The 22,273-nt window shown below is 42.2% G+C and carries 19 protein-coding genes; all 19 read left to right on the forward strand.

Annotation, left to right across the window (positions count from 1 at the left end; all coding sequences use genetic code 11):
• Window positions 1-19 precede the first annotated feature (19 nt).
• The 19 genes from DI53_RS09675 (at window position 20) to DI53_RS09765 (ending at window position 22,249) form a co-directional block, all read left to right on the forward strand.
• Window positions 20-1,108 (forward strand): glycosyltransferase, encoded by a 1,089-nt coding sequence (locus tag DI53_RS09675; protein ID WP_206538017.1) that lies wholly within the window; start codon window positions 20-22, stop codon window positions 1,106-1,108.
• Window positions 1,108-2,070 carry a glycosyltransferase family 8 protein gene (locus DI53_RS09680; protein ID WP_052072294.1) on the forward strand — a complete coding sequence of 321 codons (963 nt, stop codon included), beginning with the start codon at window positions 1,108-1,110 and terminating at the stop codon, window positions 2,068-2,070. The genes DI53_RS09675 and DI53_RS09680 overlap by 1 nt, the downstream gene beginning before the upstream one ends.
• On the forward strand, window positions 2,067-2,924 hold the full coding sequence (locus tag DI53_RS09685; RefSeq protein WP_037498315.1) for a beta-1,6-N-acetylglucosaminyltransferase: 858 nt from the start codon (window positions 2,067-2,069) through the stop codon (window positions 2,922-2,924). Before DI53_RS09680 ends, DI53_RS09685 begins: the two co-directional genes overlap by 4 nt.
• Window positions 2,921-3,796, forward strand: coding sequence for a beta-1,6-N-acetylglucosaminyltransferase (locus DI53_RS09690; protein ID WP_037498318.1), 876 nt, complete (start codon window positions 2,921-2,923; stop codon window positions 3,794-3,796). Before DI53_RS09685 ends, DI53_RS09690 begins: the two co-directional genes overlap by 4 nt.
• Window positions 3,793-4,878: an acyltransferase family protein gene (locus DI53_RS09695; RefSeq protein WP_037498321.1), complete on the forward strand. Its 1,086-nt coding sequence runs from the start codon at window positions 3,793-3,795 to the stop codon at window positions 4,876-4,878. Before DI53_RS09690 ends, DI53_RS09695 begins: the two co-directional genes overlap by 4 nt.
• Window positions 4,879-4,880: 2 nt before the next feature.
• On the forward strand, window positions 4,881-5,888 hold the full coding sequence (locus DI53_RS09700) for a glycosyltransferase family 2 protein (protein WP_037498323.1): 1,008 nt from the start codon (window positions 4,881-4,883) through the stop codon (window positions 5,886-5,888).
• Between the two features lie 6 nt (window positions 5,889-5,894).
• Window positions 5,895-7,175: a hypothetical protein gene (locus DI53_RS09705; RefSeq protein WP_052072296.1), complete on the forward strand. Its 1,281-nt coding sequence runs from the start codon at window positions 5,895-5,897 to the stop codon at window positions 7,173-7,175.
• Window positions 7,172-8,305 (forward strand): glycosyltransferase family 4 protein, encoded by a 1,134-nt coding sequence (locus tag DI53_RS09710; protein WP_037498326.1) that lies wholly within the window; start codon window positions 7,172-7,174, stop codon window positions 8,303-8,305. The genes DI53_RS09705 and DI53_RS09710 overlap by 4 nt, the downstream gene beginning before the upstream one ends.
• A 6-nt stretch (window positions 8,306-8,311) precedes the next feature.
• Window positions 8,312-9,448, forward strand: coding sequence for a glycosyltransferase (locus DI53_RS09715; protein WP_037498328.1), 1,137 nt, complete (start codon window positions 8,312-8,314; stop codon window positions 9,446-9,448).
• Window positions 9,412-10,566 (forward strand): glycosyltransferase, encoded by a 1,155-nt coding sequence (locus tag DI53_RS09720; RefSeq protein WP_206538018.1) that lies wholly within the window; start codon window positions 9,412-9,414, stop codon window positions 10,564-10,566. The genes DI53_RS09715 and DI53_RS09720 overlap by 37 nt, the downstream gene beginning before the upstream one ends.
• A gap of 102 nt (window positions 10,567-10,668) precedes the next feature.
• Window positions 10,669-11,106, forward strand: coding sequence for a S24 family peptidase (locus tag DI53_RS09725; protein ID WP_037498332.1), 438 nt, complete (start codon window positions 10,669-10,671; stop codon window positions 11,104-11,106).
• A 3-nt stretch (window positions 11,107-11,109) separates the two neighbouring features.
• Entirely contained in the window at window positions 11,110-11,379 is a 270-nt protein-coding gene (locus DI53_RS09730; protein WP_037498335.1) for a PqqD family protein, read from the forward strand.
• Window positions 11,380-11,382: 3 nt separating this feature from the next.
• Window positions 11,383-12,483, forward strand: a complete 1,101-nt coding sequence (locus DI53_RS09735) for a nucleotidyltransferase domain-containing protein (protein WP_037498338.1) — start codon at window positions 11,383-11,385, stop codon at window positions 12,481-12,483.
• Window positions 12,483-14,111, forward strand: a complete 1,629-nt coding sequence (locus DI53_RS09740; RefSeq protein ID WP_037498341.1) for an ABC transporter ATP-binding protein — start codon at window positions 12,483-12,485, stop codon at window positions 14,109-14,111. Before DI53_RS09735 ends, DI53_RS09740 begins: the two co-directional genes overlap by 1 nt.
• Window positions 14,111-15,046, forward strand: a complete 936-nt coding sequence (locus DI53_RS09745) for a hypothetical protein (protein WP_052072298.1) — start codon at window positions 14,111-14,113, stop codon at window positions 15,044-15,046. The genes DI53_RS09740 and DI53_RS09745 overlap by 1 nt, the downstream gene beginning before the upstream one ends.
• Window positions 15,047-15,227: 181 nt before the next feature.
• On the forward strand, window positions 15,228-16,022 hold the full coding sequence (locus DI53_RS09750; protein ID WP_037498347.1) for a polysaccharide biosynthesis/export family protein: 795 nt from the start codon (window positions 15,228-15,230) through the stop codon (window positions 16,020-16,022).
• Window positions 16,023-16,035: 13 nt separating this feature from the next.
• Window positions 16,036-18,423, forward strand: coding sequence for a GumC family protein (locus tag DI53_RS09755; protein WP_037498352.1), 2,388 nt, complete (start codon window positions 16,036-16,038; stop codon window positions 18,421-18,423).
• 402 nt (window positions 18,424-18,825) lie between these two features.
• Window positions 18,826-20,031 (forward strand): OmpA family protein, encoded by a 1,206-nt coding sequence (locus tag DI53_RS09760; RefSeq protein ID WP_037498357.1) that lies wholly within the window; start codon window positions 18,826-18,828, stop codon window positions 20,029-20,031.
• A gap of 1,027 nt (window positions 20,032-21,058) precedes the next feature.
• Window positions 21,059-22,249 carry an OmpA family protein gene (locus DI53_RS09765; RefSeq protein ID WP_037498597.1) on the forward strand — a complete coding sequence of 397 codons (1,191 nt, stop codon included), beginning with the start codon at window positions 21,059-21,061 and terminating at the stop codon, window positions 22,247-22,249.
• Window positions 22,250-22,273: the final 24 nt, after the last annotated feature.

Consider the following 22,273-nt stretch of genomic DNA (forward strand, 5'->3'; position numbering starts at 1 on the left):
GGAAAATTACAGATAAGGGATGAAAAAAAATATGCGGATTTTGCATGTGGTGACAAGGGTCGACGCTGGTGGGATAAGTACATTTCTACATAATTATTATACGTTTTCGGATCGCTCCAATATGCAATTTGATATTGTGGCGATTGATACCGGTTATCCTCAGGGATATCATGAGATTTTCACTTCTTTGGGCGTGAATGTATTCTATATGCCGAACCCAGTTATACAAAGGGTGGCTTTTTTAACGAGGCTTATTCGATCAAAAGCGTATGATGTGGTACACGCGCATATTGAATTACAGTCCTCCGTATATTTAGCATTGGCCGCCTTGTGTGGCGTTAAGAAACGTGTAGCGCACGCGCATTTATCGAGAGCGCGTCATGGCTTTTCAAATAGTATACTGCGTTTACTCATGAATATGGTGGTGACGGCACGTGTTGGAGCTAGCGATCTCTCTATCAATGCTGTCTTCGGAAAACAGTATGCGAAAAACGCAGTAGTGCTTTATAACGCCGTCGATGTGAAGAAATTCTCTTTTCAACCTTCTGTACGAGATAGTAAGCGGACGGAGCTCGGGCTTTCGGATAGATTGATAGTAGGGTTTGTGGGGCGGCTTTCTGCTCAAAAAAATGTTTTCTTTCTGTTAGAAATCATTATGCATCTTGCTAAAGTAAGGCCCGAAGCAATTCTTCTGATAGTCGGTGAAGGGGAATTGCGAACAGAAATGGAAGAAAAAATAAGGGAGTTTGATATTGAAAGCAATGTCGTTTTCCTTAATAATCGGGAAGATATACCGCAACTTATGATGGCTATGGATGCGCTACTTCTACCATCATTTTATGAGGGGCTGCCCTTGGTTTTGGTAGAAGCACAAGCGGCAGCGTTAAAATGTTTAGTCTCTGAAAATGTAACAAAGTTAGTCGACGTTACGGAATTTATTCGTTATTTGGATATCGAAAACGCTAGCATGTGGAGCGAAACCATAGCAAAGGAGTGTTTAAATTACCCGCGGTATTCGGTGGAGGAAAGTATCACTAAAAAGCGGTTTAATATCCGGAAAGAGGCGCAAAATTTGAATCAGTTTTATAAGGAATTAATAGACAAATAATGCAAGACGTATCAACAGGACATCATGAAGCAGCAGTGCCCATCGTACTTGCCTTTACGCCCAACTATTTTGTGCCTGTAGCGACCTGCATCACCTCCGTTTTACAAAATGCCGCCGCCCATGCAACTTTTCATTTTATTTGCTTACTAACAGAGGCACTGCCTACAGCTATGCAGGAATTGCTAAAGGGGCTTGCAAGCGAGCAGCAGCGATTTACCTTTATAGACCTTACAGGCGCGCTGTCACCAGATATTTATGTCGATCCAAAATACACAATTGCGGCTTCTTATCGTTTATTGCTTCCCGATCTTTTGCCTCAATACGATAAGATTTTATACATAGACTGCGATATGATTTTCAGGAATGATCTGAGTGTGCTTTATCGGACCGTGGATTTAGAAGATAATTATATGGCAGGTGTTTTTGAAGCGACCTTGCCGGAACAGCGTGTGCATATGGAAGCCATAGGGTGCAAGCCGGGTACTTATATCAATAGCGGCCTGCTCTTCATGAACTTAAATCAGCTGCGTGCAGACAAGATGGTCGGGAAATTTTTGGAAGCGGCCAAGGTAGAAGGATTGGAGTTTCCAGATCAAGATGTTATCAATCAATTGTGTAAAGGTCGGATCGTTGGCCTCCCGCCTTTTTGGAATAGTATACGCACCTTTTTGCTTCCGCAGTATAAGGCTAGCTTTTTGCGCTTTTATACGGAGGAAGATTGGCGAATGGTACAAAGCCAGGGGAATGTACATTACACGGGGCCGAAGCCCTGGAATAGGTTCACGGTGGCTTTTGATCTTTGGTGGACTTTCTATGATCAATTGCCAGACGCGATAAAAAGGTTCATAAGTATTGATCGTAAGCTGACGCTTTTTGCAAGATTCTATAAAAATTCATTCGGTAAATTCAGTATTAACTTATTACAAGCTGTCTATCGGAAATTGAAAGGAACGCCGGAATGAAACATGCGTACCTCATTATCGCCCACAATGAATTCGAGGTTTTGAGTAAGCTGATTACTGTTTTAGATGATCCGCGAAACGACATATACCTGCATTTTGACAAGAAGGTAGAAAACTGCCCCCTTTTGCAAACCCAACATGCGAAACTTCAGGTGCTGGAAGAAAGGCAGGATATTCGTTGGGGTTCGGTATCGCAGATCGAAGCAGAATACTTGCTTTTTGAAGCGGCTTTGGCAGATGCTGTTTCGTACGAGCGACTTCACCTTATTTCTGGAACCCATTTCCCGCTTAAAACGCAAGATGATATCCATGCTTTTTTTCAACAGCACCAGGGAAAAGAGGTGTTGAATTTCCTCTACACGAATTCTTATGAAATCGATATGAAACTGGCGAGATATCATTTCTTTTTGAATTACTTTCAATACGGAAAGCCCTGGATCCGGCGTATTGCAAACCTGTGTTGGCATGTCATTTTAAAACTACAATATATATTTTCTATCCGCCGACAAGCGCCAGATGTTCATATAAAAGCAAATAATTGGGTAAGTTTGACGGAGCAAGCTGTACGATACATTGTTTCACGAAAAAAAGATGTATTACGGAAATTCCGTTGGTCATTATGCGGCGATGAATTTTTTGTACCCTATCTCTTGGCGGATGAAAAGTCCGGCTTTACCGTGGTTAATGAAGGAAAGCTTTTATTTAATGAATTTGAAGGAAGCAACCCTAGGGTGTTGACAATGGACGACTATACATTTTTAATAGATAGTGATTACCTATTTGCGCGAAAAGTTAGCCAGTCTGGGATGTCCTTGGTTGATAAGTTAGTAGAGACCGTAAAAAAAGACGTATGAAGCACGCTTATCTTATACTTGCTCATCATGAATTTGAACTTCTAGGCTATCTACTGGAGGCGCTGGATGATCCACGTAATACTGTCTTTATTCATTTTGATAAGAAAGTGGCTGTTCTACCAGTTTTGCGAACCTCTTTTGCAAACGTGATAATCCTTGAGGAGCGTGTTGATGTGCGTTGGGGCGATGTAAGTATTGTAGCAGCTGAACTTCTTTTGTTCCAGACAGCGCAAAACCACGGCAAGTATAGCCACTATCATCTATTATCCGGCGTGGATATGCCGTTGCAAACGCAAGATGTTATTCATAGCTTTTGCGCCAAACATGCAAACAAGCAATTTATAGGCTATTCTCAGGGAGATCAAAAAGCGCACATTGAACGTAAAGTGCAGCGCTACCATCTCTTCCCGAAGCATTTTAGAACGAGCGGGAATATGGGCGACAAACTGAGAAAAATTCTTCGATTTATTTGCTTACGGCTACAAATTATCTTGGATATTAAGCGAAACCTGGATATTGAATTTAAAAAAGGGACGCAATGGCTAAGCTTGACAGATGAATTTGTCGCCTTTCTGTTAGCTCAAAAGGACGATATCCTTAAACGTTACAATTATACGTTTTGTGCGGACGAGATCTTTGTGCAGACTGCCTGTTGGAACTCTCGCTTTCGAGAGCAAATATATGATATGACTCATGAAGGAAATGGTTCGCAACGCTTTATACAATGGCGGGACAACCAGTTAATCGATTGGGAAGTAAAAGATTTTGATACGTTGCAAAGATCCGATTTGCTCTTTGCACGGAAGTTTACTAGCCGGCATAATGATCTTCCAGCAGCGATACTACGAAAATTAAAAGAGGCCGATCTATGAACCCAGAAAGCAAGTTGAAAAATCAATCGGAAATTATTGAAATGCTTCGTTTCCCTTTGATCATACTCGTTGTATTTGTGCATATGGCGCCACTCGAACCCCAAGCGGTTTCTTGGCGGTTTGATAGCTATAGTTTATACTCGACGATTTCGGAAATTATATCTCACCATATAGGGCAGTTGGCCGTTCCTTTTTTCTTCGTATTTTCAGGGTATTTATTCTTTCTCAAAGACCAACAATGGACGTTTAATAATTATATTCAACAATTACATAAGCGATTGAAGACATTATTGATTCCTTATCTTTTTTGGAACATAATCGTCATATTGATTATAGCGCTTATGAATACGCTATTTAACGCTCTAGGGCGCGGAAATAACGAAAACTACAGTGCTTTAAAAGAGAATTCAGTGTATGATTTGATGTGGTCGCTGCCTGTAAACATTCCTCTTTGGTATGTACGCGACCTAATGATTATGGTCTTACTCAGCCCGCTATTCTATTATTTTCTGAGTCGAACAAAGATTTTGGGTTTAGCTATTCTACTGCTTTTATATCTAGCTGTTCCTGATTTAGGCATTCCTGGATTAAGCGGTGTCGCTATTATGTACTTCGGTTTGGGAAGTTATTTAGGGATGTTTAAATATAATGTATTGCCATTTTGTGAGCAATACGGAAAGCTCTTTTTGCTTTTATCTTTTATATTTTTGGGTCTTGACTTGTATTACATCAATGAATTTATAGGCCAATACTTTTTTAGATGTTTTGTTGTTAGTACATTACCGGGTGTCTTTCTTATGGCCGTGCGATTTTCAGAAAAGAAAAGGCTCAAAAATATCCTCAAATCACTATCTCAGACGGTTTTTTTTATTTATGCAATACATACCGTTTATTTTTTAGGTAAATTGAAGAGTATATTTACGGCAACTCAACTTTCAAATTCGGGATGGGGAATGTTAGCAGGTTACTTGATAATTCCCTTCATATGTGTGCTAATAATATTAGGGATCTACTATTCGATGAATCGCCTGCTACCAAAAACCCTATCTTTCATTACGGGAAGTAGAGTCAAACAACTGTAATTATGCTTATAGAAAATTCCAATGATCCGTTAGTATCCATTATTGTTCCTGTTTATAATGCAGAAGCTACCTTGCCTGATTGTTTACGCGCATTGGCAGAATTGGATTACCCAGCAATGGAATTATTATTTGTAAATGACAGCAGTACGGATGGGAGTCTAGCATTGCTGGAAAGTTTCATTCAAAAATTTTGTATGGGTGAGAGACAGGCAAAAATTGTGAGCCACGCCACGAACCAAGGTGTAGCTGCAGCGCGAAACAGCGGCTTAGAGCATGCTACCGGGATGTATATTTATTATGTTGATGCAGATGATAGTTTAGCACCCAATGCGGTGTCGCTAGCGGTAAATAGAGCACAGGAGATGGACGCTGATATGGTAGGCTTCAATTGGTTTTTGACTTTTGATGAGAACGAACGAAAGATGAATCAGCCTGCTTTTCAAACAGCATGGGAGGCATTGGAAAAGATGATGTTAGGTACGATGCGTTGGAACCTGTGGTTGTTTCTGGTGAAACGTTCCCTATATGAGCAACATGCAATCCGATTTACGCCTGGGATGAATATGGGGGAAGACCTGATGGTGATGGTGAAGCTGTTTTGCTACGCGCAGCATGTGGCTTTTATTGATCAGCCTTTATACCGTTACCGACAGTCGAACAGTGCTTCGCTGACAAAAACATATGCGCAAGAACACATAGCGCAAGTAACGCAAAATGTCAACGAGGTAGAAATATTTTTGAAAGCCAGTCAGTATGCCCCCCAGTTAGGGAATCTGCTTGAGCAATTGAAACTCAATATTAAGCTGCCTTTATTGATTTCTGCTAAAACGGCGCAATACAAGCTATGGCGAAGGTGGTTTCCTGAAGCAAATGCATTTGTCTGGAAAAATAAGGCGTTGCCTTGGCGCACACGGTTCATCCAATATTTAGCACTGAAAAAGCAATTTTGGCTGCTGAAAATATATTATTATTTTGTGATACGTTTTGTATATGGTGTAATTTACAGATAGGGAGACATGCTTAAATTTTTACAATACATATCGTTGACTATATTGGTAAGTCTCTATTACTTTCCCATAGGCTTGTCGATACTTCCCGCAAGTTTAAATACAAAAAATGTTTTGGCATTGGCGGGGATTTTTTTTCTGCTGTATGACTGTATAAAAGCCAAGCATGTAAAAATATCGTTGAATTTGCTCGGATCTATCGGTCTAGCGGTTGTATTTTCACTCATTTGCTTGTATGCCATAGATTATAACCGGACGGTGGATTATGCGTATGCGAATTATTACGTTTCTTTTGCCGTATGGATGTTTGGTGCATATACTGTTTGTACAGCCATTCGCTATGTACATGGGACTGCCAATTTTAAACGTATTACGTTGTATTTAACAGCGGTATGCTTTGCGCAGTGTGTGGCCGCCATGCTAATTGACCGTATACCTGCCGTACAGGCCTTGGTAGACAGTTATGTAAATCAAGGCCAAGAATTTTTTGAAGAAGTCGATCGTTTGTATGGAATTGGCGCTGCCTTAGACACGGCAGGAGTAAGGTTTTCATTGGTGTTGGTGATGATTGCGGCGTTATTGGTCAATGATACTAAGATACGCTCCAACGCTTGGTATGTAGCCTTGCTGTTATTGGCGTTTTTTACCATTACGTTGATTGGAAATATGATGGCCAGAACGACCTTCCTCGGTTTTGGTATGGCCTTGGCCTACTTAGCCATTGCTACCGATGCCTGGAAGCTGGTTATTCGGGAACGGTTTTTTAAGTTCTTTTTAGTGTTTTTGCTGATCCTTGCCCTCGGAATATCGATTTCGGTATATCTCTATCAGACGGATGAAAGCTTCTACCATAACATGCGCTTTGCCTTTGAAGGTTTTTTTAATTGGGTGGAGAAAGGCGAGTGGCGCACAGATTCTACAGATAAGCTGAACCGTGAAATGTGGATTTGGCCAGAAGATACCAAAAGCTGGATTATCGGAACAGGTCTGTTTGATAATTTTGTATATAGTACAGATATTGGCTATTGCCGTTTTATCCTGTATTGCGGGCTTAGCGGTTTTTCCGTATTTGCCCTTTTCTTCATCTATAATGCCTATATCTTTGCCCAGCAAAATAAGCGCTATGCGCTGATGTTTTTCTTTTTCGTGCTCATAACCTTTGTCATCTGGCTTAAAGTAGCAACGGATATTTTTGTTATCTATGCGCTATTTTACTGCCTGGACGGGATAGAACAAAAAACCTTTGCCCGAAAACGGGTAGCGCAACCTACTTTAGCCACAGCTGTATGAAGATAGTCTATTGTATTGCAGCAACCAGTAACTCAGGCGGGATGGAACGTGTACTGACTAATAAGGCCAACTACTTCGCAAAACTGGGGTTCGATGTGCATATTGTGACGACAGATCAACGCGGCATGGCTAGTTTTTTTGACTTAGATCCGCGTGTGCAACAGCATGACCTAGGCATCAACTATGTACTGAACAACGGAAGAGGTCTTTTGGAAAAGTTGTTTAGCTACCGTGTTAAACAGCGCCAACACCATCAGCGGCTAGACCAACTCCTTCATCAATTGCAGCCCGACATTACGGTCTCTATGTTTGATCATGAAGTGTCTTTTCTTTACAAGATCGGCGATGGAAGCAGAAAGATAGTAGAAATACACTTTTCTCGCTTTAAACGTTTGCAATACGGTCGTCGTGGTATTTGGGGCTTCATCGATCAATGGCGGAGCAAGCAGGATGTGTCTTTTGCAAAGCGTTATGAACGGTTTGTCGTTCTCACACAAGAAGATAAGGGATACTGGGGAGCATTGCCAAATATCAGGGTCATCCCAAATGCTAATAGTTTTGTTCCCACATCTGTCTCGGATTTAACCAGTCAGCAGGTGATCGCGGTAGGTCGGTATGACTACCAAAAGCGTTTTGAAGATCTTGTATACGCTTGGAAAGAGGTTAAAGCAACTTGTCCCGGTTGGTCTTTAAATATTTTCGGTCACGGGCCATTGCGCGATAGTTTGCAGCGGCAAATTCAAAGCTCTGGTTTGCAAGACGTTGTTAAGCTGCGCGAACCGGTTAAAAATATTGAAGGGCAATACGTTCAGCATGCTCTATTGGCAATGACCTCGCGCTATGAAGGATTACCCATGGCATTGCTGGAAGCACAAGCGTGTGGTCTGCCGTTGGTAGCATATGCCTGCAAATGTGGTCCTCGCGATATTATCAGCGACGGCGAAAACGGTTTCCTAATTAATGAAGGCGATACATCAGGTTTGGCAAAACATATCATTCAACTAATAGAAGATGATACTTTGCGTAAAAAGATGGGGCAGGAAGCAAAGCGTTTGTCTTTGCAATACGCGGAAGAAGTTGTGATGAAATATTGGCTTGATTTATTTGATGAATTACATGTTAAAGCGTAGCGCGTAATGGAACGAGATAACCAACTCCGACAGAAAAAAACCATTGTTATCTCTGCCGTAAATTTAAACAGAGGAGGTACGCTACGAATATTGCGCGATTGTCTAAGTTACCTTTCCAGCATGGCCGTAAATGAGGACTACCGTATCGTGGCCATCGTCTATAAAAGAGAGCTCGTAGACTTTCCAAATATCGACTATATTGAAACCCAATGGCCTAAAAAAAGATGGATCAACAGGCTTTGGTATGAGTATTTCTCCCTTCGCAAAATATCAAAAAGCTTGCAGCCCGTAGAATTGTGGTTTTCGTTGCATGATACGACGCCTTCTGTATTGGCAAGGCGCCGAGTCGTATACTGCCATAATTCCTTTCCATTTCTCAAATGGAATTTTAGAGATCTGCTATTTGCGCCAAAAATTGTTCTTTTTGCGCTGTTTTCCCGTTTTTTTTACCAGTTCAACATCCACAAAAACGACTATGTCGTTGTGCAGCAGGAATGGTTTCGTACCGCCTTTGTACGGCTATTTAACTTGCATGCCAAACATATTATCGTTGCGCCGCCAAAAGTCGCAAAATCGCAAGTGGATGTGCCTATGCAAAAGGGTGCAAAAGAGAAGACGGTTTTTATCTATCCTGCCATTGCAGATAGCCATAAGAATTTTGAATGTATCTGTGCCGCTGCTGAATTACTATGGATGAAAGGTGTGCGTAACTTTGAGGTGCTTCTGACAATAAGCGGTGAAGAAAATAAATACACGAGATGGCTGTTTAAGCGATGGGCGAAGAAAGTTCCGGCCTTACGGTTTTTGGGTTATCTCGATCAAACAACACTATTTCATTACTATCAATTGTCTGACTGCCTGATTTTCCCCTCAAAAGTGGAAACCTGGGGTTTGCCTATTTCTGAGTTTTCGCGTTATCAACGGCCGCTTTTACTTGCGGATCTTCCGTATGCTCACGAAACAGCTCAAGGTAATGAGGAGGTCGCCTTTTTTGATATAAATGATTACCAGGTTCTAGCGGGCTATATGGAAAAGATTATCGCCGGCGACAACTCTTTTTTAAACCCTGTGTACGCCAGAGCTATTGAAGAGCCACTGGTGCAGTCATGGGAAGAATTATTTACGAAATTATTGGAACGATAGACCCTATGAAAGTACTCCAACTGGGTAAGTTTTACCCGATCCGCGGCGGTGTAGAGAAAGTGATGTACGACTTGATGTTGGGACTATCAGAAACCGGTGTGCACTGCGACATGCTTTGTGCATCTACGGAAGACCACGCAGCCGGTACCATCAAAATAAATGAATTTGCCAATTTGTTTGTCGTTCCCACGCAACTTAGTTTGGCAGCTACAAAGCTTGCTCCGGCGATGATTAGCAGATTGCGAAACATCGCAAAGCAATACGATATTATCCATGTGCACCATCCGGATCCGATGGCGTGTTTGGCGCTATTTCTTTCAGGATACAAAGGCAAAGTATTGCTGCATTGGCATAGTGACATCCTCAAGCAGAAAGTTCTGCTGAAGGCATATGCGCCTTTGCAGCGCTGGCTTATTAAGCGCGCGGACAGGATATTAGGCACGACACCTAAATATGTCTCAGAATCGCCATTTCTGCAAAAGGTGCAACATAAAACGGGATATATTCCTATTGGCGTGGAGCCGCTGCAGCCTGAAGCAGCATTGGTGGAAAAGATTCAAAAACGCTATCCCGGCAAAAAGATTATCTTCTCTTTAGGCCGACTCGTAAGCTACAAAGGCTATGAGTACCTCATTAAGGCCGCGCTCAAATTGAGTGATGACTACTGCGTGGTTATAGGCGGAAAGGGCCCACTGCAACAAAGTTTAGAAGCCTTGATTGTAGAGCGTGGTCTACAACAGAAAGTTTTCCTGGTTGGCTATATTCCGGATGAGGAAATTCCTGCATATTTTGCAGCGGCAAATCAGTTTTGCTTACCCTCCATATTGAAAACAGAGGCGTTTGCCATTGTGCAGATTGAAGCGATGTCTTGCGGAAGGCCGGTGGTATCTACAGATATTCCGGGATCTGGGGTAAGTTGGGTCAATCAGGATGGTGAATCTGGGTTGATCGCACCGATTGAGGATGCGAACGCGCTCGCCGAGAAAATTTTACAGATAGGTGAAGACGACGAACGCTATCAACGGCTGGCCGCTGGTGCAAAAAATCGGTATAATACATGCTTTACGCGAGTAGAGATGGTGAAGGTATGCCTTGGGTATTATCAGGAGGTATTGTAAAGGAAATAAAAGAAAACTCGCGTGTTTACGTTATATTTTTTGATAAATTGTAAAGTATTTACGTATTTTAACAGGTACAAAATACAAGTATAGTTGGAGGGTATGGATCGGAAAGTCATCATAAACAATCATATTTTTTTCGATGAAATCCAGTTTCATCTTGCGAAGGGTAAGGCGGTTTCCTTTATTGTGCGAGGTGAGAGTATGCGGCCTTTCTTGTTTGAAGGGGATAAAGTGCAGGTTCGTACTGCCGATGGCCAACGCTTAAAGCTGGGAGATATACTGTTGGCAAAATGGCGCGGTAATTATGTATTGCATCGATTGGTGACCAAAAAAAGAGATAAATTTGGATTGGCAGGCGATGCTAACTTTTCGCAAATTGAGTGGGTTGAAGAACTCGACATTATCGCAAAAGTGGTAGGCGTTACACGTGGAGGAAGCAAACTTAAAAATCCTGAAGGCAGATTAAACCGTATATTAGGCGTACTTTGGTTTTATATGCGGCCAGCGAGACGAGTGGTCGCTAAAATAAAAAAATAAACAATGAACTTAAGAGAAGACTTAATTCTAAGGCATGTAGGTGAAGATTACATTATTGTAGAGCCTGGTCAAGATCAAATTGATATGTCGCGTGTTTACACGTTAAATGAGACAGCAGCATGGCTTTGGGAACAATTACAAGGCAAGGAATTTCAGCTGTCGGACGTGACGAACCTGCTTTTAGATCGGTATGAGGTCGATGAGACAACTGCTGCTGACGATGCAGAGAAGCTGATCGAGTTGTTCCGTGCGCAAAACTTACTTAAAGGATAATGAATGGGGGCAGAGCAGATACATGACTCTTTTTTCTGTTTACTACGTCTAGGTTTATGGGAGGCTACCGACGAAGCTGCGCACAGCTATTTCCCAATCTCTGCTGAACAATGGGAAAAGGTACTTCAACTAGCTGTAAAGCATACGGTAGAAGGTATTCTGTTTGATGGACTGAATAAATTACCGCTATCCCTGCATCCGCCAAAAGCGCTGCTCTTGCGTTGGACGGTACGCGTAGATGCTATCGAGCGGCGCAATGTATGGATGAATAAAATTATCGCTGCGCAAGCGCGTTTCTTTACAACGCAAAACATACAACCAATTTTGTTGAAAGGTCAAGGATTGGCTAGTTGCTACCCCAATCCAAACCACCGGATCTGCGGCGATATCGATTGGTATGTCGAGGGCAGAGAAGATAATAAGGCACTGTTCAGCATACTCCAAGAGCAGCATCTGAAACCGGAGAAACAGGCCGGATTTAGCTTTAGTTTTCTTTGGAAAAATTGTGATACGGAGATTCACCAACGGCTTCTCGATGTGCACAACCCTTTCGTAAAATCGTATTTAAAACGGCTCGAGCACACAGAAAGGCCGCGCAGTATCACGCTTGAGCTGCACAAAGAATCCGTTTTTTTGCCATCAGCCTTGTTAACCTATGTACAAGTCAATGTCCATATTTTGAAACATCTCTTGTCCTTCGGAATCGGCATGCGGCAGCTCTGTGATTCAGCGCGGGTATGTTTCCAATATGCCCACAAAATTGACGGCGAGGAGCTACGCGCAGTTTACCGAAAATTGGGCATCTCAAAATGGATTGATCTTTTGCATATTTTACTGGTAAAGTATATCGGGCTCGAAACGGCAAAACTTCCATTTCCTCTACCGGAAGACGTGCAAGCTGACTGGATGATGAGAGAAATACTGGTCGCTGGAAATTTTGGTTTTCACGACGACCGTGTAGATCTGGCGCAGGAGGATCAAACTAATCAACGTGTGGATAGCTTCAAACGTTGGAAAAATAACTTCCGCAGGTATATTGCTTATGCTCCGCAAGAGACCATCTTTTTTCCGCTTGTACAATATTATTCGCGATTTGTAAAATAATGCGTTCCTATTCCGTACCATATCAGCTCCGTTGGGTTTGGTCTTTGACCCAAAATTTTCGCAAGCAGCTTTTGGGATATTTTTTGTTGGAATTAATCGCCATTGGCCTCTCTTTGCTTTTTATCTTTTTTTCAAAACGAGCTATCGATCAAGCTGTGCATAGCGTGTCGGGAAGCTTGCGGACCACACTAATCTATGTTGTTGGCTCTGTGCTATTGGGTTTACTGATCAAAGCCTGTTCCACACGTTGGAACGATGCTATAGGATTAAAAATGGGACTAAACCTGCAAAGAACACTTGTCGAGGGGCAAATGCGTGCCGTTTGGAAATATGCCAAAGACTGGCATACCGGCGACCTCATGCTGCGGTTGCAAACCGATACTGCGGAGGTATCTCAAATGCTAAGCCAAGGTATCCTTTCCTTTTTTCTGGTTTTGATTAGGCTGTTAGCCTCCTTCGGCTTCTTGTGGTTAATGGATCCAATGTTAGCGTTAACAATTGTAGGTATATCGCCACTTTTTTTATTTTCTAAGCTATACTTTCGAAAAATGCGTCGATTAAACGCGGAAGTTAAACAAGCAGAAAGTAACTTTGGAAATGTTTTGCAAGAGAACTTGCGATTCCGGCTTTTGATCCGAGCGCTGGGTCTTATCCCTTCAAGAGAAGGGAAGCTAAAAAACAGTCAGGATGTTATTTTTTCGTTAAAGATGGCGCAGCAAAATTTTGCGATTAGTAGCCAAACGATAATGAAATTTACGATTAATGGCGGTTATTTATTGACGTTTATATGGGGGATCTATCGGTTGGATGCCGGTCAAATATCTTTCGGAACGATGGCTGCCTTTTTGCAGCTCGTCAGCAGGATACAGACACCTATACTGCAAGCCATGAGCTTCGTGCCGCAGTTTATTCGTTTTCGTACGGCCGTGGATCGTTTGCTGGCCTTGCATAATGATGAAAAGGAAACTGATTCGCAGGCGCAGGTCTTGAAAGCCCCGACTGCTATTAAAATAAATGAGCTAGGCTTCCGTTATGAAGATAAGATGGTTGTCGATAATTTTTCAGCCATCATGCAGCGCGGACAGCCAGTGGCAATAGTAGGCTCCAGTGGCCGGGGGAAGACGACATTAATACGCTTATTGCTCGCACTAATTAAGCCGCATAAAGGTGAAATTTTAGTCGAACAAAATAGCGAAAATATTGTTTTATCAAATGTGCACCGTATCAATTTTGCTTATGTCCCTCAAGGGAATTCTTTGTTTAGCGGCAGTATATTAGATAATTTAATTGGAGATCAGGCGATTGATGCTGAAAAGATAAAGCGTGCTATTTATTTAGCAAACGCCGAATTTGTATACAGCCTACCGCAGGGGCTAGAAACAGTGGTTGGCGAGTCAGGCTTTGGGTTGTCTGAAGGACAGGCACAGCGTGTTGCAATCGCCCGAGCGATGATGCGTGAGGCGTCCATTTGGCTGTTTGACGAAATCACTTCGGCTTTGGATAGTGAAACTGCAGAAATTGTGGTGCAGCGATTGACGGAAGCCGGAATGGAGAAGATTATACTATTTGTTACACATGATATGAAGTTGGCCGCGCGGTGCCAGCAAACAATTTTTATACAAGGTTAATGAACGATTCAGACACGAATACAGTGCAAGCAGGCGATAAAGCGAGTCTATATTACGAGATCGCCAATCTCGTGATGCGGGTGTTGCTTCCCCCAACGGTGAATCCAGATAAAGTGCTTCCTAGTTTTCGCCCTTTTCTACGCGATACGGATGCAGGGCAACTGGTGTCTACCGTAAAGGTGAATTTCACAGCGCTGGACGAGGATATTACTGCTACAAAGTTGCTGAGCGAAGAGTCTCTTGTGTGGGGCGATCATTTCCAATTTAGAGAGTCTGAAACCTATTATTATACGATTCTACGTGCAGGGCATGGCGAAAGTGAATGGAAAATGCGGAGCTCGAAAGATTTCTCTACGAATGAAGTTTACGCTGTAGAACAAGAAATACATTCGACAACGGTGCTTGCTTGGTTACTAATGGTTACCTTTGCGCAAGCTGCCTTGCCTTACGATACGGTGCTTATCCATGCCTCTGTTGTTGAACGTGCAGGCCAAGGATTTGCGTTTTTGGGAAAAAGTGGTACTGGGAAAAGCACGCATAGCAGGCTTTGGTTAACGAATTTGCCAGATTTTCAATTGTTGAATGATGACAATCCGGCACTACGCATTGCCAACGACAACACCGTATGGATTTACGGCACGCCATGGAGTGGGAAGACGCCGTGTTACCGCGATTTGGGTGTACGATTACAAGCTGTGGTACGCTTGACACAGGCCAAAGAAAATAGCTTTCATTGGAAAAAGGGTAAAGAGGCTTTGATTACGATGCTGCCCAGCGGATCTGCTTTACGCTGGAATAGCGGGCTTTTCGCCGCGATGACATCCATCTTTCAGCGTGTGCAAGATCGGGTTGCTGTGGGTCACTTGAATTGCCTGCCGAATGCGGAAGCTGCGGAGACGTGCTATACAGCAATTGAACGAAAACAAAAAAATTAAATTGTGGAACGAAAGATCCAACATAGGCAGATGGATATTTCGAAAAGGCAATTAAACAGACCTTGCGTAGCGAGGTTTTGAAATAGAAATTACATAAACAACCATGATGATTGTTTTGGTCGGTAGATGCGGCCAAGAATCTGATGGATTATATTAGCTTTTGAAGAGTAACTTAATTAAGATGAAAAATACGGTAATTATTATCTTCGCCTTGTGTCTTATTAGCTTTCAATCGTGCATTGTGCCGAAGAAAGTCGTCTATTTAAAAGATATGGAGCCTGACAAGGTCTACAATACGACGTTGGTACCGCCACTTCGCGTGCAAAAGAACGATCGTCTGAGTATCCAGATTACTTCCAAAAATCCGGAATTGGCAATACCGTTTAATCCAGATGGAGGCGTATACAATGTTTCGTCTCAGGGAGCGGTAACAAATGTCCCTACAGCAAATACCAATAAGGGTTACCTCGTCGATCAGGAAGGCAACATTGAGTTTCCTGTTTTGGGTACATTAAATGTGGAAGGTATGACGCTAGATGGTGTGCGCGATATGATACGAGATCGTGTGGTGCAAGAAAAGCTGATTAGCGATGCCGTCATTAAGATTGAGTTAATGAATCTTAAAATTACAATGATGGGTGCGGTAGGAAGTGTGGGGGTATTGGACGTGCCTGACTCCCGTATCACTTTATTGGAAGCTATAACACGCTCGGGTGGATTGACCGCTAATGCCAAAACCGATAAAGTAGCTGTAATTCGTGAAGAGGCTGGAGGACGTAAAATGTATATGAATGATGTGGAGAAGATGGATATATTCAATTCCCCAACGTATTATTTACAACAAAACGATATTGTCTATGTCGAACCTCGTTCAGGAGAAATGACGCCACGAGAAACGCAAACATTAACCTATTTCGGGCTAATTACAGGCGTGGCAACGATGGTGTTGACGCTGCTGAATCTGATGAATAACTAATTGCAATTTCGTTATGGATAACACAAATTATAATCCCTATATCGAAAGTCGAGAGAAAGAGGGGAAATCCCTGAACTTAATCGATTTGATTAAATATCTGCTGCTGCACTGGTATTGGTTTGTCCTGTCTGTACTACTGTTTGGCGGGTATTATTACTACCAATACAGTAAAACTCAATTCTTATATAGTCGCTCACAAACGGTCATGATAAAAAGCACGACTAACACGCTGAGTGTTAGCCGCGCGACGCGCTTGAACTCCTATTATAATACAGTGAATGTGGCGGGTGAGATTTTGCAGCTACGCTCGAAAGAACTGATGCGAAACACTATAAGCTCGCTGCGATCTGACGTCAGTTATTCTGTACAGCACGGTTTACGTACGGTTGAACTCTACCGTAATTCGCCTTTTGAGGTGAAGTTTTTAAATATAAAGCCGGAAAGCAATTTTTCTTTTACGCTTACAGCAATAGATTCCACGAAAGTACGCTTTGCAACAGTAGATGGCGATGTAGAAAATTACACGACGATACCCATTGGAAAAGAAATAAAGACACCCTTCGGAAATATGGTCGTTGACACAACGGCCAAATTCACTTCGTCGTATTATGGCGAACAGGTAACTGTCTCGAAAAATGCAATGGAGTCGATGGTAGGCTATTTTTTAAGCCGGATGCGCATCGAACAGATGGAGGATGACGCTTCTCTACTTCAAATGTCGTTGGAAGATGTGTCTGCGGAGCGGGCAGCTGATATGTTGTCGACGCTGGTAACGGTTTACAACAAAGAAACCGTGGAAGATAAGAACCGGGTGGCAAAAAATTCGGCTGAATTTATTAAGGAACGTATTGCTATTATTGAGACTGAGCTAGGTGGGGTAGAGACCGATTTGGAACAAATGAAGGCTCGTAATGAGGGTATGGATGTAAATACGGCTACAGGTGTTTTTTGGGGTGAAAGTCGAGAATATCAGTCTACCACACGAGGTATAGAAACGCAACTGCGCCTAGTAGAGCTGATGCGACAAAGGATAGATAACACCGAAAGCCGGAATGACTTGATACCAAGTAATACTGGGCTTGTCGAGGATAATATTGAGGCTCAGATTACGGAATATAATGAGGTGCTGTTGAAAAGAAACCGTTTGGTAGGTGGCGACAACTCCGCAAACCCAATAGTTAAAGATATGGATGCGGCTTTGCGGGCGATCCGAGACAATATTTCCCGCTCGGTGGATAATGCAGCTATGGGTTTACGTATCCGTATCCGCAATTTACAACAGGAGGAAGCTGCTTCTCGCGCCAAGGCACAATCACTACCTGCAAAACAGCGCATGATGCTGTCCATCGAACGTCAACAAAAGGTAAAGGAAGAACTTTATATTTTGTTATTGAATCGTCGCGAGGAAAATGCGTTAAACCAGGCCATGACCGATGATAACTTGCGTGTTGTCGATCCACCCTCTGGAAGCGAAGCACCTATTTATCCAAGCAAAGCTCGTAAGGTAATGACAGGGGTAGGATTTGGTGTTGTGCTTCCTACAGTAGTACTTTTACTACTGCTTCTATTGGATACAAAAGTTAACGGCCGGAAAGACATCGAAGAGGCGGTCTCCGTTCCTTTTCTGGGTGAGATACCCTTTTCAAAACAGACAATACGTGCCAATGATGATGTCGTCGTGAATGAACAGGGGCGCGATCCCGCGACAGAAGCCTTTCGTATTTTACGTACCAATATTGGCTTCATGTCTTCGGCAGAGCGAGAAATTCGCGTCATAACGTTCACATCATTTAATGTTGGCGCAGGGAAGACGTTTACAGCGGTAAACTTAGCAGCGAGCTTAACGTTTTTATTGCAAAATGTGGTATTGCTCGATTTGGATTTGCGTAAGGGAACTTTAAGCGATCATTTAAAATTAGGTTCAGTAAAAGGTGTGACGCATTTTTTGGCCGATCCTGCAGTTTCACTCGATCATATTACGTACAAAGCAAATGTGGGTAATGGTGTAGATGTTATCCCGATAGGTGTCATAGCGCCAAATCCAGTAGAGTTACTTTTAAGCAAACGCCTCGATGTATTAATAGCACAATTGAAAGAACGTTATCGCTATATCGTAGTGGATAACGTGCCGATTGATCTTGTCGCGGATGCAGCCGTCGTGAATAGAATTTCTGAATTAACAGTGTTTGTAGTGCGTGCGGGTGCCATGGATAGACGTCTCCTTCCGGAAATTGAAAAGATCTACAGAAAAGGCAAATTAAATAATATGGCAATTTTGCTTAATGGTATTCGCAAACTAAAATCCAGTTATGGCTATGGCTACGGTTATGGCTACGGCTATGGCTACCAAAAAGAAAAAGCTGGACTTAGAGGTTTCTTCAACCGCTTGTTCAGACGCTAAAATAGCACACGTTAGATACTTTAGGGCCCATGTGCAAAAACGCACATGGGTCTTTTTTTATGTAACTCTTTTTACTCCCGCCTTTATTTTTCCACGCTACACATCCTGATAAATACGATCTGCTTAAGAAACGCAGGCTAGACGATCCACTTTTTCTTCCGTTAATTTTTATTTCCTGTTAAACCTCGTGTTTTGCCGTCGTTTGCATATTGCTCGGCTTTTGTGTAGTTGTTCATCTACAAGAATTGATAAACCCGGGAATGTAGTTGTAAGCCGACAGTGATAGAAAACCCTTATGTATAAATTTGTCGCATTAATGCTTGCAAGAAGGAGGATTGGTTTAGAAGGTGTTGGAAAATAAGCAATAACTAAAGGTATACACAGGAAGAAAATTATCAATTTATGAAAAGAATTTTATTTACTCTGGGAGTTTCACTTTGTGTCATGGCAGCGTCCGCACAAACAACTGTTTCTACCCCTGATTCTACTGTAGAAGTAATTTCGGAGAAAAATAGAGTAATTACAAACAAATTTTTCCAAAACTGGTTTATCGGAGCTGGGGCTGGGGGGCAATTGTTTTATGGTGACCATAATAAACAAATGAAGTTTGGCGATCGCATCGTTCCCGCTTACGAGTTTCACGTTGGTAAATGGTTTACGCCAGGTATAGGTACGCGTTTGGCCATAAATGGTATTAAAAACAAAGGCGTTACGCAGAACGGTAGCCATGCTACTGGTGTTGTCTACGACGCATCTCAATTTTTATACAATCAAGAATTCAACTATTTAAATGTGCATGGTGATGTGTTGTTCAATGTAAGCAACTTAATAGGCGGATACAATCCAAACAGATTTTACACATTAAGTCCCTACGTGGGTTTAGGCTTGATGTTTACATTGGATGAGCCTAAGACACGAGAAGTTAGTGCAAATTTGGGATTGTTTAATAGTTTCCGGTTAGCAGACTCCTGGGATTTAACGTTGGATCTGCGTGGTAGCTTGGTAAATGATCGTTTTGATGGCGAGCTTGGCGGAAGAAAAGATGAAGGGATGTTAACTGCAGCGGTGGGTATTGTTTATAAATTTGGAAAACCTGGATGGAGTAAAAACACAAAAACAGTGATTCGTTACACAAATGAAAAGGAATTAAGCGCCTTACGAGATAAGATTAATGAGCTGGCGCGTGACAACAATGCACTTAAGCAACAGCTAGCTGATGCGAAAGACAAAACGGTTACAGAAGTGATCGTCGATGAGAAGAATATGCTAGCAGCGCCTATTTTAGTGACTTTCCCAATTAACAAAAGTACAGTGAGTAATGAAGCTCGCGTCAACCTTGGGTTCTTTGCAAAGGTAATTAAAGAAAGTGATCCAGATATGACGTACTGCATAGTAGGTTATGCGGATGCAGGAACCGGTTCTAAATCAACCAACGAACGATTGAGCAAGGAACGGGCTCAAGCTATTTACAATATTCTGGTACGTGAATTTTCTGTCCCAGCAACTCAGCTAGAGGTTGATCACAAAGGTGGTGTCGACAATATGTTCTACGATGATCCGCGTTTAAGCAGAGCGGTAATAACGATAGGCAAGTATAAAAAGAAGTAGAAGGATTATTGAGGCGGTACGACCTCAAACGAAACAGATTGGGCAGAGGTACATTTATAATACATGGAACAGCCTAATTGACTAATGATAGCGTGTGTGTGATTTAAAGGGTGGAGAGAATCGGGGATGATGTAGGGACGCTTTTTAGCGTCTCTACTTGTTTTGTGTTGGTCGTGTTTGTATCCCTCTCATATTAAGTTTTGTAAGGGTAGACGGTTAGCCCCACTGTCGCGTTAAGTAAGATAGCGCAAGTCAAATAAATCTTGTTTACGACAGAACACTGCGAACCCTTGTGGATTATGCTGTCGTTTTTTTGCTACATTTATTATCTTTTCGGGTTCACGTATTGTAGCTTATTTCTGAAAACGATAACTTTAAATCGCCTATAAAAAAGTTGTTGGGGAGATGTTTAGTTTCCATTACATACCACTCGTATGTGACGACGAAAAATGATGCAAAATAGGTATACAGAAGCACAGAAAGAAAAGATTATTCTCAAGATAATCTCCGGAGAGCTCCTACTTGAAGAAGCTTCCAAGGAGTTTAGCGTTTCTACTGTTAGTCTTGTTAAATGGTTGAAAGAGAGACAAAATCTTATTGACAACTATTTTAAAAAGAAATAAGCCACCTTGAACACGATCTGCTATTACGAGGATGTCACCGTACGCATGCGTCAAATAGCAAAAAACCATTCAAACAATCCTTTCCGGTCCCTAAAATTGAGCTAGAGGCATGTGTGCATATGCACGCTCGTGGTATCTCCTCCAATATAGCGCAGGCTTTTCACTGAAGCCTTCCTCGCAAACCTGCTCCTTTGTCGCCAAAAGAAGTAGTAGATCGCCATCGTTTTTTCCAAAAGCGTTTTTTATGCCCTTAGAACAACGTTACCCATATACCTTGAAACTGAAGAGATCAGCTATATAGTTGGTATGCTTTTTGCGCACTTTTTTTTGAATAATTGTATTTATTCTGTTTATCTTTGATAAGCACATCTGCTATGAAATTTGATCACTTAAAATACCATCGTATGAAAATACTTGTACTTTGTCTTGGGCTAACCTTCGTGTTGTCTGGCGCTGTTGCGCAAACAAAAAATGTTGCTGCTGATTCAACTGTCGAAGTCAGCACAGACAAACACCAAGTTGTGACCAACAGATTCGTTGACAACTGGTTTGTGGGAGCGGGCGTAGGGATGCAGTATTTTTATGGTGACCATAATAGACAAATGAATTTCGGGGATCGCCTAGTTCCTGCGTTTGAGTTGCATTTAGGAAAGTGGTTTACGCCGGGAATAGGTGCTCGTTTAGCTTTAAATGGGATACAAAATAAAGGTGCTACTCAAAATGGGAGCCATTCTACAGGAGTGATCTACGACGCTTCACAAGGCTTGTATAATCAGGAGTTCAAATATCTGAACGTTCATGCGGACGTTCTTTTTAATTTTACCAATTTGTTTAACGGATATAAACCAGACAGGTTTTATGAAGCAAGTCCGTACGTAGGGATAGGATATATGTTTACTTGGGAAGAACCTGTATCTAATGAGGTGAGCGCGAATTTAGGTTTATTTAATAAGTTCCGGTTAAATGATTCCTGGGATTTGTCGCTTGATCTTCGCGGAAGCTTGGTACATGACCGCTTTGATGGCGAAGAAGGTGGACGTAAAGATGAAGGCATGCTGACTGCTGCGGTCGGCATAGTATATAAATTCAATAAGCGAAACTGGGATAAAGAAACAACAACGACTATTCGTTACGACAATTCAGAAGAAATCAATGCACTTAGGGATCGTGTGAACCAGTTGGCGCAGAGCAATGACGATCTTCGTCGACAATTAGCAAATGCTAAAGATACAACGATGACGGACCTTGTGTTGGAAAGAAATATGATTGCAGCACCAGTTTTAGTGACATTTCCTATCAATAAGAGTACTGTAAGTAACGAAGCGCGTGTTAACTTAGGCTTCTTGGCGAAAGTTATAAAAGAAGCGAATCCAGATATTCGCTATCAAATCGTGGGTTACGCCGATGCTGGTACAGGCAGCACAGCTACCAATCAACGATTGAGTAGAGAGCGTGCGGAAGCGATATACAATGTGCTTGTGAGAGAATTTAATGTGAACGCTTCGCAGTTGGTCGTTGATTACAAAGGTGGCGTAGCAAATATGTTCTACAATGATCCTCGGTTAAGCAGGGCGGTAATAACAATAGCGCAATAAGGCATGATAAAGAGAGATTCACAG

The sequence above is a fragment of the Sphingobacterium deserti genome, assembly GCF_000757725.1.
GTDB classification, from domain to species: Bacteria; Bacteroidota; Bacteroidia; order Sphingobacteriales; family Sphingobacteriaceae; genus Sphingobacterium; species Sphingobacterium deserti.